At 67.8% G+C, this 15,542-nt stretch carries 17 protein-coding genes; 11 read left to right on the plus strand and 6 right to left on the minus strand.

What is annotated here, in order from left to right:
- Positions 1 to 26 precede the first annotated feature (26 nt).
- From rpsF to IG98_RS0130120, 7 genes are all read left to right on the plus strand, one after another.
- Positions 27 to 317, plus strand: coding sequence for a 30S ribosomal protein S6 (rpsF, locus tag IG98_RS0130090; RefSeq protein ID WP_030919721.1), 291 nt, complete (start codon positions 27 to 29; stop codon positions 315 to 317).
- Positions 318 to 395: 78 nt separating this feature from the next.
- Positions 396 to 947 (plus strand): single-stranded DNA-binding protein, encoded by a 552-nt coding sequence (locus IG98_RS0130095; protein WP_030919724.1) that lies wholly within the window; start codon positions 396 to 398, stop codon positions 945 to 947.
- An 83-nt stretch (positions 948 to 1,030) separates the two neighbouring features.
- Entirely contained in the window at positions 1,031 to 1,267 is a 237-nt protein-coding gene (gene rpsR, locus IG98_RS0130100) for a 30S ribosomal protein S18 (RefSeq protein WP_012895699.1), read from the plus strand.
- A 14-nt stretch (positions 1,268 to 1,281) separates the two neighbouring features.
- Entirely contained in the window at positions 1,282 to 1,728 is a 447-nt protein-coding gene (gene rplI, locus IG98_RS0130105) for a 50S ribosomal protein L9 (RefSeq protein WP_030919725.1), read from the plus strand.
- Positions 1,729 to 1,941: 213 nt separating this feature from the next.
- Positions 1,942 to 2,823: an ABC transporter substrate-binding protein gene (locus tag IG98_RS0130110; protein WP_030919727.1), complete on the plus strand. Its 882-nt coding sequence runs from the start codon at positions 1,942 to 1,944 to the stop codon at positions 2,821 to 2,823.
- 61 nt (positions 2,824 to 2,884) lie between these two features.
- Positions 2,885 to 3,751: an amino acid ABC transporter permease gene (locus IG98_RS0130115; RefSeq protein WP_030919730.1), complete on the plus strand. Its 867-nt coding sequence runs from the start codon at positions 2,885 to 2,887 to the stop codon at positions 3,749 to 3,751.
- 34 nt (positions 3,752 to 3,785) lie between these two features.
- Positions 3,786 to 4,529, plus strand: coding sequence for an amino acid ABC transporter ATP-binding protein (locus tag IG98_RS0130120; protein ID WP_030919733.1), 744 nt, complete (start codon positions 3,786 to 3,788; stop codon positions 4,527 to 4,529).
- A gap of 53 nt (positions 4,530 to 4,582) precedes the next feature.
- On the opposite strand, the gene IG98_RS0130125 is transcribed toward IG98_RS0130120, so the two are convergent.
- The gene (locus IG98_RS0130125) at positions 4,583 to 6,130 is read right to left on the minus strand and encodes an APC family permease (RefSeq protein WP_245651774.1); all 1,548 of its coding nucleotides are present in this window, start codon (positions 6,128 to 6,130) and stop codon (positions 4,583 to 4,585) included.
- A 172-nt stretch (positions 6,131 to 6,302) separates the two neighbouring features.
- Positions 6,303 to 7,631, minus strand: a complete 1,329-nt coding sequence (locus IG98_RS0130130; protein WP_030919739.1) for an MATE family efflux transporter — start codon at positions 7,629 to 7,631, stop codon at positions 6,303 to 6,305.
- Positions 7,632 to 7,969: 338 nt separating this feature from the next.
- Between IG98_RS0130130 and dnaB the strand changes: the two genes are divergently transcribed.
- Together dnaB and IG98_RS45490 are read left to right on the plus strand one after the other, a co-directional pair.
- The gene (gene dnaB / locus IG98_RS0130135) at positions 7,970 to 9,325 is read left to right on the plus strand and encodes a replicative DNA helicase (protein ID WP_030919742.1); all 1,356 of its coding nucleotides are present in this window, start codon (positions 7,970 to 7,972) and stop codon (positions 9,323 to 9,325) included.
- 279 nt (positions 9,326 to 9,604) lie between these two features.
- Positions 9,605 to 9,970 (plus strand): DUF5335 family protein, encoded by a 366-nt coding sequence (locus IG98_RS45490; RefSeq protein ID WP_037971637.1) that lies wholly within the window; start codon positions 9,605 to 9,607, stop codon positions 9,968 to 9,970.
- Positions 9,971 to 10,146: 176 nt separating this feature from the next.
- Here IG98_RS45490 and IG98_RS0130150 read toward each other — a convergent pair whose 3' ends face one another.
- From IG98_RS0130150 to IG98_RS0130165, 4 genes are all read right to left on the minus strand, one after another.
- Positions 10,147 to 10,425, minus strand: a complete 279-nt coding sequence (locus IG98_RS0130150; RefSeq protein WP_051753176.1) for a hypothetical protein — start codon at positions 10,423 to 10,425, stop codon at positions 10,147 to 10,149.
- Between the two features lie 181 nt (positions 10,426 to 10,606).
- The gene (locus tag IG98_RS0130155; RefSeq protein ID WP_030919751.1) at positions 10,607 to 11,344 is read right to left on the minus strand and encodes a phosphodiesterase; all 738 of its coding nucleotides are present in this window, start codon (positions 11,342 to 11,344) and stop codon (positions 10,607 to 10,609) included.
- Between the two features lie 138 nt (positions 11,345 to 11,482).
- Positions 11,483 to 12,217 (minus strand): ABC transporter permease, encoded by a 735-nt coding sequence (locus IG98_RS0130160; protein WP_030919754.1) that lies wholly within the window; start codon positions 12,215 to 12,217, stop codon positions 11,483 to 11,485.
- On the minus strand, positions 12,214 to 13,113 hold the full coding sequence (locus tag IG98_RS0130165) for an ABC transporter ATP-binding protein (RefSeq protein ID WP_030919757.1): 900 nt from the start codon (positions 13,111 to 13,113) through the stop codon (positions 12,214 to 12,216). The genes IG98_RS0130160 and IG98_RS0130165 overlap by 4 nt, the downstream gene beginning before the upstream one ends.
- Before the next feature lie 155 nt (positions 13,114 to 13,268).
- Here IG98_RS0130165 and IG98_RS0130170 point away from each other — a divergent pair, with 155 nt between their 5' ends.
- The gene (locus tag IG98_RS0130170) at positions 13,269 to 14,798 is read left to right on the plus strand and encodes a sensor histidine kinase (RefSeq protein WP_030919760.1); all 1,530 of its coding nucleotides are present in this window, start codon (positions 13,269 to 13,271) and stop codon (positions 14,796 to 14,798) included.
- Positions 14,795 to 15,454, plus strand: coding sequence for a response regulator (locus IG98_RS0130175; RefSeq protein ID WP_030919763.1), 660 nt, complete (start codon positions 14,795 to 14,797; stop codon positions 15,452 to 15,454). Before IG98_RS0130170 ends, IG98_RS0130175 begins: the two co-directional genes overlap by 4 nt.
- Positions 15,455 to 15,542: the final 88 nt, after the last annotated feature.

Here is a 15,542-nt window from a genome sequence, read left to right on the forward strand (position 1 = left end):
AGAGTCCAGAGGAGGTTGAAGTCAGCATGCGCCGTTACGAAGTGATGGTCATTCTTGACCCCTCGCTCGATGAGCGTACGGTCGCCCCTTCCCTCGACCAGTTCCTCACGGTCGTCCGCAACGACGGCGGCACTGTGGAGAAGGTCGACGTGTGGGGTCGCCGCAGGCTGTCCTACGACATCGCGAAGAAGCCCGAGGGCATCTACGCCGTCATCGACCTGAGCGCCGAGCCCGCCACGGTCAAGGAGCTCGACCGGCAGATGAACCTCAACGAGGGAATCCTGCGCACCAAGGTTCTCCGCCCGGACGTGCACTAAACCCCCGGCATTTTGTCGGACGGCAGCCGTACTCTGAGCCGATAACCAGCGAAGGCCGCAGGAAGGGCAGCGCTAGCCATGGCAGCAGGCGACACCACGATCACCATCGTCGGCAACCTCGTCGACGACCCGGAGCTGCGCTTCACCCCCACGGGGCAAGCGGTGGCCCGGTTCCGCATCGCATCCACTCCGAGGTTCCTCGACAAGACGACCAACGAGTGGAAGGACGGCGAAGGCCTGTTCCTGACCTGCAACGTGTGGCGGCAGGCGGCGGAGAACGCCGCCGAGAGCCTCCAGCGCGGCATGCGGGTCATCGTTCAGGGGCGGCTACGCCAGAGGTCTTACGAGACCAAGGAAGGCGAGAAGCGCACGGTCTACGAGGTTGAGGTCGACGAGGTCGGCCCCTCCCTGAGAAACGCGACCGCCAAGGTCAACAAGACCGCCCGTCAGGGCGGTGGCGGTGGCTTCGGCGGCGGCGGCCCGGCCAACGACCCGTGGGCCTCCGCGGCGCCCGCCGCACCGCAAGGTGGCGGCTTCGGCGGCGGCGGCAACAACTACGGGGGCGGCGGCCAGCAGCAGGGTGGCGGCGGCTTCGGCGGCGGCGACTTCAGCGACGAACCGCCTTTCTAGGGACGGCGGTCCTTCCGCAATCCCAGTCCATATCCGCAGCGACCATTCCCGCCTGACGGCGGGGCTCTGAAAGGAGCACCACGATGGCCAAGCCGGCACTGCGCAAGCCCAAGAAGAAGGTTTGCCTGTTCTGCCACGACAAGATCTCCTACGTCGACTACAAGGACACGGCGCTGCTTCGGAAGTTCATCTCCGACCGCGGCAAGATCCGTGCCCGCCGGGTGACGGGCAACTGCACCCAGCACCAGCGTGACGTGGCGACCGCTATCAAGAACGCTCGTGAGATGGCGCTCCTGCCGTACATGAGCACCGCGCGCTAAGGAGGTCCGGACAGATGAAGCTCATTCTCACCAGTGAGGTCACCGGCCTCGGCGCTCCCGGCGACATCGTCGAGGTCAAGAGCGGCTACGGCCGCAACTACCTGCTTCCCCGCGGCTTCGCGATCCTCTGGACGCGCGGCGGCGAGAAGCAGATCTCCTCGATCAAGAAGGCCCGTGACGCCCGCGAGATCCGCGACCTCGGCACCGCCAAGGAAGTCGCCGGCCAGCTGCAGGCCCTGAAGGTGGTCCTGAAGACGAAGGCCGGCGAGTCCGGTCGCCTCTTCGGTTCCATCACCACGGGTGACGTCGCCGAGGCCGTCAAGGCCGCCGGTGGCCCCGTGCTCGACCGCCGTCGCATCGAGATCGCCTCCGCGATCAAGAGCCTCGGCTCTCACCGGGTCAGCGTCAAGCTGCACCCGGAGGTCTCCGCGTCCCTCGATGTCGAGGTCGTCGCGGCCTGAGAGGCCCAGTGTGACAAGGGCTCCTCCCCGTTCGCGGGGAGGAGCCCTTGTTCTTTCGCGATTTCACGGCCTGACCGCTCATCGGGGTAGCAGCGGGGCGTGCGGAAGGCTCTTCGTCCGCGAGTAGCGGCTCACATGCCGAGACCGTGTTACTCCAGGTCATCGCTGATACATACAATTCGGGAATTGTTGTTTCCCCCTGGAGGTCTTGTCATGGTCCGTCCCTCGATGCTGCTCGCGCTCGGTGCCCTCGCGGCGACCGCGGTGGCCTGTGCGCCGGCCTCGGAAACGACGACCCAGACGAACTCAGCGGCCCCGAGCACCTCCGGAGCCGCCTCCAGCGCCTGTGCCAAGGAGAGCCTCGCGCTGAAGACCCCCGGCAAGCTCACCATCGGCACCGACAAGCCCGCCTACGAGCCGTGGTTCAACGACGACGACCCGGCCAACGGCAAGGGTTTCGAGAGCGCCGTCGCCTACGCCGTCGCGGGCCAGATGGGCTTCGCCGAAGGTGACGTCACCTGGGCCACCGTGAAGTTCGACTCCGCGTTCGCGCCGGGTGCCAAGCAGTTCGACTTCGACGTCAACCAGGTCTCGGTGACCCCCGACCGGGCCAAGGTCGTCGACTTCAGCAAGGGCTACTACACGGTCAAGCAGGCGGTGGTCGCGCTGGACGGCTCGAAGGTCGCCGCCGCCACGGACCTGGCGAGTCTGAAGGACGCCAAGATCGGCGTGCAGGTCGGCACCACCTCGCTGCAGGCGGTCAAGGACGTCATCCAGCCCTCGGCCGAGCTCAACGTCTACAACGAGCAGATCGACGCCGTCAACGCGTTGAAGAACAAGCAGGTCGACGCGGTGGTGGTGGACCTGCCCACCGCGTTCTACGTGACCGCCGCCCAGGTCGAGAACTCCAAGATCGTTGGTCAGTTCGGCGCCGCCTCCGGTGTTCCCGAGGTCTTCGGCGCGGTGTTCGAAAAGGGCAGCCCGCTGGTGAGCTGCGTCAACGAGGCGATCGACAAGCTGACCGCCTCCGGTGAGCTGGCGAAGATCGAAACCGAGTGGCTCGGTTCCGCCGCGGGTGCGCCGGAGCTGAAGTGATCCCGGAGTTCATGTCACCGCCGTGGGCGCGGAGCGGGTACGGTCCGCGCCGCGGCGCTCGATGAGGAACGACGAGAGCCTACGGCTCTCCGACGACTGGACGAAGAGCGATCGGCAGCTTGAGCGGGAGCGGCTCCGCAGGAGGTCGTCTCTCCGCTCGGGCTCCGTCGCGACGGTCTCGACGATCATCGTGATCGTCCTGCTGTTCTGGCTCTTCACCGCCTCTCCGGGCTGGCCCCGGGTGCGGGAGACGTTCTTCGATCCCGAGCAGTTCGCCAAGGCGCTGCCGGACGTGCTGAGCGGGTTCCTGCTCAACATCAAGATCTTCCTGATCGCCGAGCCGCTGATCCTTCTCGTGGGCCTGCTGGTCGCGCTGGCCCGCAATCTCACGGCGCCGGTCTTCTTCCCGCTGCGCGCCCTGGCGGTGGTCTACACCGACGTCTTCCGCGGCGTGCCCACGATCCTCATCATCTATCTCGTCGGCTTCGGGCTGCCCGCGCTCGGCCTGCAGGGCACCCCGACGGACCTCGCGACGCTGGGCATCATCGCGCTCACGCTCTCGTACGGAGCGTACGTGGCGGAGGTCTTCCGGGCGGGTATCGAGTCGGTGCATCCCAGCCAGCGGGCCGCCGCCCGGTCCCTCGGCCTGAGCCACGGCCAGACCATGCGCCACGTGGTGGTGCCGCAGGCCGTGCGCCGGGTGGTGCCGCCGCTGCTCAACGACTTCGTCTCGCTGCAGAAGGACACCGCGCTCGTCGCCACGATCGGCCCGCTGGAGGCGCTGAGGCAGGCGCAGATCCACGTGGCCGGCAACTTCAACTACACCCCCTACCTGGTGGCGGCGCTGCTGTTCATCCTGCTCACCATTCCGATGGCCCGCTTCACCGACTATCTGGCGGCCCGCTCGCAGCGGCGGCGGAGCCAGTGAGCGGGCAGCGGGCAACCGGCGGAAAGGAGGGGACATGAGCCTGCTGAGCATCGAGGGCCTGTGGAAGAACTACCGGGGCCACAGCGTGCTGCGCGGTATCGACCTGGAGGTCGACCCGCACGAGGTGGTCTGCCTGATCGGTGCCTCCGGGTCGGGAAAGTCCACGCTACTGCGCTGCGTGAACCTGCTGGAGACCGCCGACGACGGCACGATCCGCCTGGACGGAGAGGAGATCACCGACGTCCGCATCGATCTCAACGACGTGCGCAAGCGCATGGGCATCGTGTTCCAGGCCTTCAACCTGTTCCCGCACATGACCGTGCTGGACAACATCACGCTGGCCCCGAGGAAGGCGCACGGCGTGGGCAGGAGGCAGGCCGAGCAACAGGCCCGTGACCTGCTGGACAGGTTCGGCCTGGCGGACCGGGCGGGCGCCTATCCCGATCAGCTCTCCGGCGGCCAGCAACAGCGCGTCGCCATCATCAGGGCCCTGGCCACCCAGCCCCGCCTGATGCTGCTGGACGAGGTCACCTCGGCGCTGGACCCGGCGCTGGTCAAGGAGGTGCTCGGGATCATCCGGGAGCTCAAGGAGGGCGGTATGACCATGGTCCTGACCACACATGAGATGGGTTTCTGCCGCGAGATCGCCGACACCGTCTGTTTCCTCGACGGCGGCGTGCTCCTGGAGCGCGGCACCCCCGAGCAGATCTTCACCGACCCCCGTGAGGCCCGTACCAGGGAGTTCGTGCAGAGCGTGATCGACGCCCGGCGCCTCTGACGTCCTCAGGGCCGGGGAGGCCGGATTTCGCACTCCAGGCGCTCGCGGAGAGCTCAGCGCCGGTGCCTGCCGCGGGATCCGGTGCCGGGACCGCCGGGACCTTCCGGAGGGCCGGGAGGTCCCGCGGAGGAGGTGGGAGCCTCGGGGGTGGACTGCGCCATCCCGGCGAGCACGCTGTTGCGCCTGCCGTACACCAGGTAGACCAGCACGCCGAAGGCCATCCAGATGATGAAGTACAGCCAGGTGATGAGCTGGAGGTTCACCATGAGCCACAGGCAAGCGGCGATCGAGGCGATCGGCACGCCGGGAGAGAGCGGGGTGCGAAAGCCCCTCGGCAGGTCCGGCATCGTCTGCCGCATCCTGATCACTCCGCCGGCCACGGAGATGAACACGAACAGGGCACCGATCACGACCAGCGGTTCGAGGGTGAACACGTCCACGAACTCGGCCAGCAGGATCGCCAGGAATCCGATGACCAGCGTGGCCCTGGTCGGGCTGTGGTAGCTACGGTTGATCTTGGAGAGCGAGCGGGGGATCAACCCGTCGCGTGCCATGGAGAACAGCACGCGGGTCAGGCCGACGAGCAGCACCAGGACGACAGTGGTGAGGCCGAGCACCGCCCCGACGTTGATGACGTGCACCATGAAACCCTCGCCGGCGTTGCGGAAGGCGTCGGCGAGCGGCGCGTCGGCGTCGATCTTGTCGTACGGGGTCATCCCGACCATCACCAGTGCGACCGCGATGTAGATGACCGTGGTGATCACCAGCGCGCGGATGATGCCCTGCGGGATCGAACGCGGGGCGTCCTCGGACTCCTCGGCTGCGGTGGCCACGACGTCGAAGCCGATGTACGCGAAGGTGATGACCGCAGAGGCCGCGAAGATGCCGAACCAGCCGAAGGCGCCCGTCTGGCCGAAGACGATGCCGAGCAGCGGGGAGTGCAGGGTCTCCTCGGCCTTCTCCGCGGGCACCGCGGGCACCGGGATGGCCGCCAGGTTGCGCCGGTCGAAGTGGAGGGCGCCGACCACGATGACCGCGCCGACGGCGAGCAGTTTGGCGATCACGATGATCCACAGGGCACGCAGTCCGACGCGGGCGCCCAGGGCCACCACGGCCGTCAGGATCACCAGGATGAACAGCGTGAAAAGATCGAAACCCGTGTGCCGGCCGACCATCCCCGCGACCACGTCGGGAAGGCGTACCCCGAAGTCGGTGAGCATCTGGGCGGCGTAGAGCGACCACGCGCGGGCCACCGTCGCCGCGGCCAGCAGGAGTTCCATGACCAGAGCCCAGCCCACCACCCAGGCCCAGACCTCGCCGAAGATGACGTAGCTGAAGGTGTAGGCGCTTCCCGAGGCAGGCATGGCGGATGACAGTTCGGCGACGCAGAAGGCCACCAGCAGGCTGGTGATTCCCGCGATCATGAAGGAGAGGATCACGCCGGGCCCGGCCATGGTGGCCGCCTGGCGGCCGGCGAGGCTGAAGATGCCCGAACCGATCATGACGCCGATACCGAGAATGACGAGGTCGGCTCTGCGATAGGCCATGGGCAGGCCGTGGCGCGCACCGGTCCACCGGTCTGTGGCATGGTTCGGAGGCATACGGCGCACGATCGACGGGGGAGGACCTTCGGGCACGACCTGGCCAATCGTGGTGGGCTAAATACCCTTATTGTCGGACTTGCTTCACAGTGCCGCAGGGAAGTTACCTGGGACAAGTGCTATCCGGTCACGTCGTGGACACCACAGTGTCACGCCTGGATCACTCGCCCGGTCAGCTGCCGACCACCAGCCACGCCGTGCCGTACGCGCGCGTCGAAAGGGTGATCAGCCGGGCGGTCATCCACAGCCCGAACGCCAGCCAGAGCGTCACCAGGCCACCGCCCCAGAGGTCCACCAGTAACGCGGCGGGCAGGTAGGCGATCGTCGTCCACACCCCCGCCCAGGCGAGGTAGCGCTGGTCCCCGGCACCGATCAACACGCCGTCCAGTACGAACACCACCCCGGCGATCGGCTGCAGGGCGGCCACCACCCAGAGCAGGCCGAGCAGCTCCGCGGCGACGACCGGGCTCGCGTCGAACAGACCGGGGACGAACGGCCTGGCCACCAGTACGGCGAGGCCGAGCAGCACGCCGGAGCCGACTCCCCAGATCACCATCCTCCAGGTCGCCGCGCGAGTTCCCGCCACGTCGCCGGCACCCAGGGCGCGACCGGTGATCGCCTGTCCGGCGATCGCGATCGCGTCCAGGGCGAACGCCATCAGGATCCAGATCCTGATGGCGATGGTGTATGCCTCGATCTGGTCCGTTCCCATCCGGGTGGCCACCGCGGCGGAGACGGCCAGCACCGTCTGCAGGCACGCCGTACGGATGATCAGGGCGACCCCGGCCGAGCCCGCCGCCCGCACGCCCGCCGGGTCCGGGCGGAACGGCGCACGGTAACGGATGAAGATCAGGACGAGGTAGACGGCGGCGGCGAGCGACTGGGCCAGCACCGTGCCCCAGGCCGAGCCGGCGATCCCCCAGCCCAGTCCCAGGACGAACACGACGTTGAGCACCGCGTTCAACGCGAAGGACCCCACCGACACCAGCAGCGGAGTCGAGGCGTCCTGCATACCGCGCAGCACGCCCGTGCCGGCGAGTACCACCAGCATGGCGGGAACGCCGAGCAGGCTGATCCGCAGGTAGGTCACCGCCTGCCGGGCGAGCTCTCCCTCGGCGCCGATCAGGTGGACCAGCCAGGGGGCCAGGGGCCAGACGATCACGATGATCGCCGATCCCACCCCGGCGGCCAGCCAGAGGCCGTCCACCGCCTGCCGCAGTGCCCGCCCGGTCTCGCCCGCCCCGATCTGCCTGGCCACCGCCGCCGTCGTGCCGTAGGCCAGGAACACGCACATCCCCACCAGGAAACTCAACACCGTGCTCGCCACTCCCAGGGCGCCGAGCGCGGGGGCGGGCAGGCGGCTGACGATGACGGTGTCCGTCAGCAGGAAGAGCGGCTCGGCCACCAGGGCGCCGAATGAGGGCAGTGCCAGCCGTAGGATCTGCCTGTCATGGTCGCGACCGGAGCGGCTGGGGCGACCGGATCGAGGCGTAAGAGTCACAGCTCCATTGTGCCTCTTACCTATCAATGGATCTTCAGCGGGATGAACCGGTCGGCCCATGCCATCTACGGCGACTCCCGGCGTGTCGCCCCAACTTTCTTTTCTCCACAGGCGGTGGATTACGTTTCCCCTGGCCATAGAGGTATCCACAGCTGTGGACAACAGTTATCCACAGGACTGTCCCCAGGCTGCCCACACCTCTGGGGAAGAAGTGCACAGCTTATCCACACCTCTGTCGACAGCCCGCGTTGCCAGTCGGGGCGCCGAGCCGCGAAACTGTCACACCGGTCGGCTAAAAATAGAGATAACGTAACTGTGTTCGAAAGAGGGGGTGTTCGGTGAGCATTGCGGAGCCACCGGTCTTCGAGCCAGGTTTCGAGCGCACCCCGCCGAACAACATCGAGGCCGAGCAGTCCGTCCTGGGTGGCATGCTGCTCTCCAAGGACGCCATCGCCGACGTGGTCGAGATCCTGCGATCCGATGACTTCTACCGGCCCGCCCACCAGATCATCTACGACATCATCACCGACCTCTACGGCCGGGGTGACCCCGCCGACGCCGTCACCATCTTCGATGAGCTGCAGAAGCGCGGCGAGGTCGCCCGGGTCGGTGGCGGAGCCTACCTGCACACGCTGACCGCCGTCGTGCCGACCGCGGCCAACGCCGGTTACTACGCGAGGATCGTCCGGGAGCAGGCCATCCTCCGGCGCCTGATCGAGGCGGGCACCCGCATTGTCTCCTACGGCTACGGTGGCCAGGACGAGGAGGTCGACGACCTCGTCGACCGCGCCCAGGCGGAGATCTACAAGGTCACCGAGCGCCGCACCTCTGAGGACTACATCCCCCTGGCCGACATCATGCCGGGTGCCCTCGACGAACTGGAGGCCATCGGAGGCCGGGGTGGCCAGATGGTCGGTGTCCCCACCGGGTTCCAGGATCTCGACTCGCTCACCAACGGTCTGCACCCCGGCCAGATGATCGTCGTGGCCGCCCGTCCGGCCATCGGTAAGTCGACTTTGGGACTAGATTTCGCCAGATCTGCTGCTATTAAGCACGGCATGACGACTGTGGTGTTCTCGTTGGAAATGTCGCGTAACGAGATCACAATGCGTCTGCTGTCGGCCGAGGCGCGAGTGGCGTTGCACGCCATGCGCTCGGGCACGATGACCGACGACGACTGGGCCAAGCTGGCCCGGCGGATGGGCGAGGTGGCCGAGGCCCCGCTGTTCATCGACGACTCGCCCAACATGTCGATGATGGAGATCAGGGCCAAGTGCCGCCGTCTCAAGCAGCGCAACGACCTGCGGTTCGTCATCATCGACTACCTGCAGCTGATGTCCTCGCCGAAGAAGACCGAGAGCCGCCAGAACGAGGTCTCGGAGATCTCCCGGGCCATCAAGCTGCTCGCCAAGGAACTGGAGGTCCCGGTGATCGCGATCTCCCAGCTCAACCGTGGCCCCGAGCAGCGAACCGACAAAAGGCCCATGGTCAGCGACCTTCGCGAATCCGGAAGCATCGAGCAGGACGCCGACATGGTCATCCTGCTCCATCGGGAGGACGCCTACGAGCGAGAGTCACCCAGGGCGGGTGAGGCCGACCTGATCGTGGCCAAGCACCGTAACGGCCCCACCGCCACGGTCACCGTGGCCTTCCAGGGCCACTACAGCCGCTTCGTCGACATGGCCCCCCACTAGGCGAGACCGGGTCCCAAGCCGAGTGTCACTTTCGCACTGGAGACGACACCTGGGTCGCACGCGTCAGAACCGGTATCCCATTGAGTCGTGGGGCACATCGACACCTCACCCGGCACAGGAGGACATGGTCAAGGCCGAGAGCCGTGACCGTATGGCATTCGGGATCCTGCTGCCCCGACAGCGGAATTTCTACTCGACCGGGTGATGTGGCATGGTCCTGGGATCGCCAAGGATGGGGACCACGCGGCCTACGGGCTTTGAGCGGGAGGGAACCATCACATGAACCAGCAGCGGTTGGAACTCGTGCGTGAGGAGTGGCGTGAGTTCTTCGACACCATGACGCGCAACTACGAGGGCGCCGAGGTGACGATAGAAGTGATGAGCAAGGACTTCGGGGACCTGCTGGGGGCCGAGAGGCTACCGCTGGCCTACCTGGAGTACGACCCCAAGGACGATCAGTTCTCGGCCGGAGTGGGAGGCCGTGACGGGCGCTATCCGGTGGTGCTGCGCCATGTCATCGACCATCCGCAGCGGATCCTGACCGACACCCTGCAGCAGGGCACAATGCGGGCGTTCGACGTCTTCGACGCCGAGGGGGGTCAGACGATCGTGACCCTCTACCTGAACTCGGTCTCCTCGGCATAGCCACGCACTCCTCTTTCGGAGAACCAGTCGGGGCGCCGTCAGGAGACCTGTCATCGGCCACAGACGGGAGAGGACGCAGGTCGGCGGCTTGCACCAAGGAACCGCGACGGGCACGTCCGAATCCGGCACGGTGCGGAGGAGATCGCCCCCCGTCGGCCCGGCTCCGGGTCGCCGCTCTACTCCAGCGCGGCGTCGAAGCGGTCGGCCAGTACGAGAAACGCGTCGTCCCAGCCGCTGGAGCTCGCGACCTCCTGAATCTGCCCGGTCGGTGCGAACAGCGTCACAAGCCCGGGCGGGACCCGGCCGCCCGCGCCGATCCGGGCGATCGCGGCATCGATCTCCGCCAGAGCCTCGTTCGCGTTCTCCCAGGAGGACCAGGCGAAGTCGTTGTCGGGCCGGGCGAGGAGCACGCGCACCTCGCCGAGCACCCGCAGGAGATCCGGATGTGGCGTCATGGGCACAGTCTGCCCGAGTGCTCTGGTTCCCAACGACCCCCACGAATCTGCCGGTACAGGGGAAAGGACAGCGAACGCATCGTTGGGCATCCCTTTCGGGAAGAGGCTGACATGTCGTCCTGTCGACCCCGGCCCGGTGCCCATGACCGGACCGGCCGTCACGAAGAAACGCTGGATTGAGTCAGAGGACCGGGCGGACGTGGGTGACGAGGCGGCCACCGTCGAAGACGTGGATGGCGATCTGCGGCGGCAGGTCGTAGTCGACCGGGATCGGAACGTCGAGTTCCTGGTTGAGCAGCAGCGTCGAGACGACGCCGGGGGCGACCGAGAGCGGCAGGCCGGCGAAGGTGGTGCTCGCCGCGGTGTGGGCGTGGCCGACGATGACGGCCGCCACCTGCGGGTACCGCCGCACGATCTCCTCCAGCCGTTCCGGGTTCCGTAGCCGGATCGCGTCCACGTACGGGATGCCCAGCGACACCGGCGGGTGGTGCATACCGATGATGGCCGGGGTGTCCGGGCTCTCGGCGAGCACGTCCCGCAGCCAGGCGGTCGTCTCGTCCTCCAGGAAACCCTCCGGCCGGCCGGGGACGCTGGAGTCACACAGCGCGACGGTGAGCCCGTCGAGCCGGAGAACCTGGTTGACAGGCCCGTCGCCGTCATCGTCGAGCATGACCTTGCGGAACGCCGAACGGGCATCGTGGTTGCCGGGACAGATGATCGTCGGATGGCGCGTGGTCAGCAGCTCACGCGCGATCTCGTACTCCTGGACCAGGCCGTTGTCGGCGATGTCGCCGGTCACCACGACCGCGTCCAGAGGGCCGGAAAGGTTCTCCAGGTGCCGCATGACGGATCGGGTCCTGTTGATGCTGCGGGGAGAACCGTCGATGTGGACGTCGCTTACATGCGCCAGGATCAACATCACTCAAGAGTGGCATATCCGTTTTCCGCCGCCCAGTACGCGGAACCCTTCCCGGGAGAGAAGGCGGAAACAAGCCGTGGCCCGCCCCTGCCCCACGCGAGGGGCGGGCCACAGCGGATCATGATCTCCCCCTGCCCGCTACTCCCACCGGAACAGTCGTGTGGCCAGTCCACCCGTGACCAGCAGGGTCACCGCCACCACCACCAGGTGCAGCGGCTGTGGCGCGTGTCCCACCCACGTGTCGCGGAGCGCCGTGGCGAACGGCGCCATCGGCAGGAAGTCGCCGATCTGCCGCACCAGATCCGGCATGAACTCCCTGGGAACCCACATCCCGGACATGAACAGCAGCGGGAACATCAGCAGCGAGCCGATGCCCGGCGCGGACTTCGCGCTGGGTGCCAAGGCGGAGATCAGCAACCCCAGGCCGAACATCGAGGCCGTGCCGAGCACGAACACTCCGGCGAAGGCCGGCAGGTTCCTGGGCGGGGTCAGGCCGAGGACGAGGCCGCCGAGGCCGATCAGGAGGGCGGTGGCGATGATCGCCACCGCGAGGTTGTTCACGACCTGGGCGACCAGCAACCGGACCGGGCTGACCGGGGTGGTGGACATCCGGCGCAGCACGCCGCTCTCCCGGTAGCTCACCACCGTCGCCGGCAGGGTGGTCAGTGCCATCGTGACCACGGCCAGGATCACCATCATGGTGGGAAAGTGGGTGTCGATGATCCGCTCCCCGCCCATCTCGGCAGGGGCCTCCTGAAGTCCGGGGGTGCTGCCCAGCCCGAGCAGGAGCACGAGGGGGAGCAGTATCGCGAAGATCGGGCCGACGGGGTCCCGCAGGAAGAGTTTGAGCTCGGTAAAGATCATCTTGTTCATCGGGAAAGCTTCTTTCCGGTGAGGCCCAGGAAGGCGTCGTCGAGATCGGCCTGCTCCACGCGCAGGTCGGCGGGTACGACATGAACGGCGGACAGGGCGGTCGTGATCGCGAGCAGCAGGTCACCGGTACCTGTGACCGTGATCTGCCCGCCGCTCCGCCTCATCCCGGTGACCTCGGGCAGTGCCCTGAGCACCGAGTCGTCGAACGGCTGGGAGGGCCGGAACCTGACGGTCTGCTGCCCGCCGACCTTGGCGATCAGACCCGCCGGGCTGTCCAGCGCGACCAGCCGACCGGAGTCGATCAGCGCGAGCCGGTCGCAGAGCCGCTCGGCCTCCTCCATGAAGTGGGTGACCAGCAGGATCGTCACACCGTCCTCGCGCATCTGCTCGATGAGCTCCCAGGTGTCCCGGCGGGCCTGAGGGTCCAGGCCCGTGGTCAGCTCGTCCAGGATCGCCACCCGGGGATAGCCGATCAGGGCCAGCGCGATCGAGAGCCGCTGCTGCTGCCCGCCGGAGAGCTTCCCGTAGCGGGTGTCGCGCTTGTCGGCGAGGCCGACTCGCTCCAGCAGCGAGTCCCGGTTCATGGGAGCCCGGTAGAAGGACGCGTAGAGGTCGAGCGCCTCCCACACCTTGAGCTTCTCCGGCAGCGTGGAGCTCTGCAGTTGGACACCCAGCTGCTCTCTGAGTTCGATGCCGCTCAGACCGCCGAGCACGCTGACGGTCCCGGAGTCGGGGACGCGCAGGCCGGCGACGCACTCCACGGTGGTCGTCTTGCCGGCCCCGTTGGGGCCGAGAACGCCGAAGATCTCGCCCTCTTCGACGGTAAACGAGATGTCGTCCACCACGAGTTGGTCTCGGTACTGCTTGCGGAGGTTGCTGACCTCGATGACCTTCATGCCAACCGACGCTAGGAGCCGCGCCGCGCGGGGAGAATCCGCCTGGACCCCCGGTGAGGGCGGGCCAGGCACCTGGCAGGGGTGTGGCTACCTCCACCCCCGGACGGCGTCCGCCACCACTGGGCACATCCGGAGACATCACCGAGACTTGACACATGAAGACGTACGCGGTGGCGGTCGGCAAGGCACTGGCCCTGGGGGCGATGGCCCTGGTGGACATCGCCCTGGTGGCACTGACCCTGTTCGCGTTCCTGCTGACGTTCGGGTTGGGGATGATCTTTGTGTTCCCTCCGACGGCCCGGCTGATCAGGTACCGTACGGCGTTCGCCAGGAGGTTGACCGGCAGCTGGCTCGGGACCGCGGTGCCGGTGCCCTACCTGCCGCAGCCGCTGCCGGCACGGCCTCAGCCCGACGGGTGGTACCGCCACGAGCGCCAGCTCTACAAGACGCCACGCTGGCCCGACTGGAACAACCGCTGGAAGTGGATGTTCGGCGACCCGGCCACCTGGCGGGACGGGCTCTGGCTGTTTCTCAACCCGGCGGTCGCGGCCGCCCTGTTGCTGCTCCCGCTCACCCTGGCCGCGGGTGCCGTCCTGGCGTCGAGGTCCGCGGTGCCGGCAGCCGTGTCCCCGCTCCTGGGGGGCGCCGCCGTGGTCGCGCTGATCGCGGTGCCGCACCTGCTGCGGGGATACGCCTGGTGGAACCGCCTGTTGCTCTCCCCCACGGCCAAGTCCGTGCTCGCGGGGCGGGTCCAGCGGCTCGACCAGGTGCGCCTGGCGACGGTCGACTCCCAGGCGTCCGAGCTGCGGCGGATCGAGCGCGACCTGCATGACGGTGCGCAGGCGAGGCTTGTCGCGATGGGCATGACGCTGGGCGCGGTCGAGGAGCTGATGGACAAGGACCCGGCGGCCGCCAAGACTCTGCTCGGCAAGGTCAGGGAGGCCTCCTCCACGGCGCTCGTCGAGCTGCGTGACCTGGTCAGGGGCATCCACCCACCGGTCCTGGCCGAGCGCGGCCTCGGTGACGCGGTGCGCGCCCTGGCGCTGGACAGTCCGCTGAAGGTCACGGTCACCGTGGACCTGGACGCCCGCCCGGACTCGCCCGTCGAATCGGCCGCCTACTTCTCGATCAGCGAGCTCCTCACCAACGCGGCCCGCCACGGTGGCGCCGAGCGGGTGTCGATCGACATCAGCAGCCATGGTCACGCGCTGCGCGTCGTGGTCACCGACGACGGTGCGGGAGGCGCCGACCCGTCGCTGGGAAGCGGCCTGCGAGGCATCGAACGCAGGCTGGCGGCCTTCGACGGGGTGCTCGCGGTCAGCAGCCCGCGTGGTGGCCCGACGACCGCCACGTTCGACCTGCCCAACGCGCTCGCCGAGAAGCGCCGGGACAGCAGGCCCCTACCTCGGGGGAAGGCCATCATCGTCGGGATCTGCTGGGGGCTCGGCTGGCTGCCGCTCTTCCCGCAGGGGCTGGTGACGATGGTCATGAAGATCATCGACACCGAGCATCTCAGCTGGTTCCTCGTGCTCTACCTACCCGAGCCCCTGCAGTGGCCGCTGATCGTCTTCAACATCTCCCTGGGCCTCTCCATGTATGTCGCAGGCATAATCATCCCCGCCATGCACTCCAGCCGGCGCCGGATGGCGGAGGTCGTGCCGGCCCGCCTATGGTTGGGCCGATGAGCCTTAGAGTCGTCATCGCCGAGGATCTCTACCTGCTGCGGGACGGTCTGGTCCACCTGCTCCAGGCGCACGACTTCGAGGTCGTGGCGGCGGTGGAATCCGGGCCCGAACTGCTGAAGGCGCTGATCGAGCTCCGGCCCGACGTGGCGGTGGTCGACGTGCGCCTCCCGCCCACGTTCACCGACGAGGGGCTTCAGGCGGCGCTGGCGGCGCGCAGGGCCATCCCCGGCCTGCCGGTTCTCGTCCTGTCCCAGCACGTCGAGCAGTTGTACGCGCGCGAACTGCTGGCCGACGGCTCGGGGGCGATCGGCTACCTCCTCAAGGACCGGGTCTTCAACGCCGAACAGTTCGTCGACGCGGTCCGCCGGGTGGCCGCCGGAGGCACCGCGATGGACCCGGAGGTCATCGCCAAGTTGCTGGCCAGCACCGTCCGTCACCAGCCGCTCGGCGCGCTGACCCCGCGCGAGCGCGAGGTGCTGGAGCTGATGGCCGAGGGGCGCTCCAACGCGGCCATCTCCCAGCGCCTGTTCCTCAGCGAGAGCGCGGTGGGCAAGCACACGGCCAGTATCTTCGCCAAGCTCGACCTGGTCCCCTCCGATGACGACAACCGCCGCGTGCTCGCCGTCCTGACCTATCTCAACGCGGCCCGGGGCTGACTTTCGCAGGCTCGGACCCTGTTTGTCGGTCCTAACGGATAACGTGCTGAAGGACGGTTTCCGCACGTGGCGGTGCTGTTCAGGACGA

It is taken from the genome of Streptosporangium amethystogenes (genome assembly GCF_000721075.1).
GTDB classification, from domain to species: domain Bacteria; phylum Actinomycetota; class Actinomycetes; order Streptosporangiales; family Streptosporangiaceae; genus Streptosporangium; species Streptosporangium amethystogenes.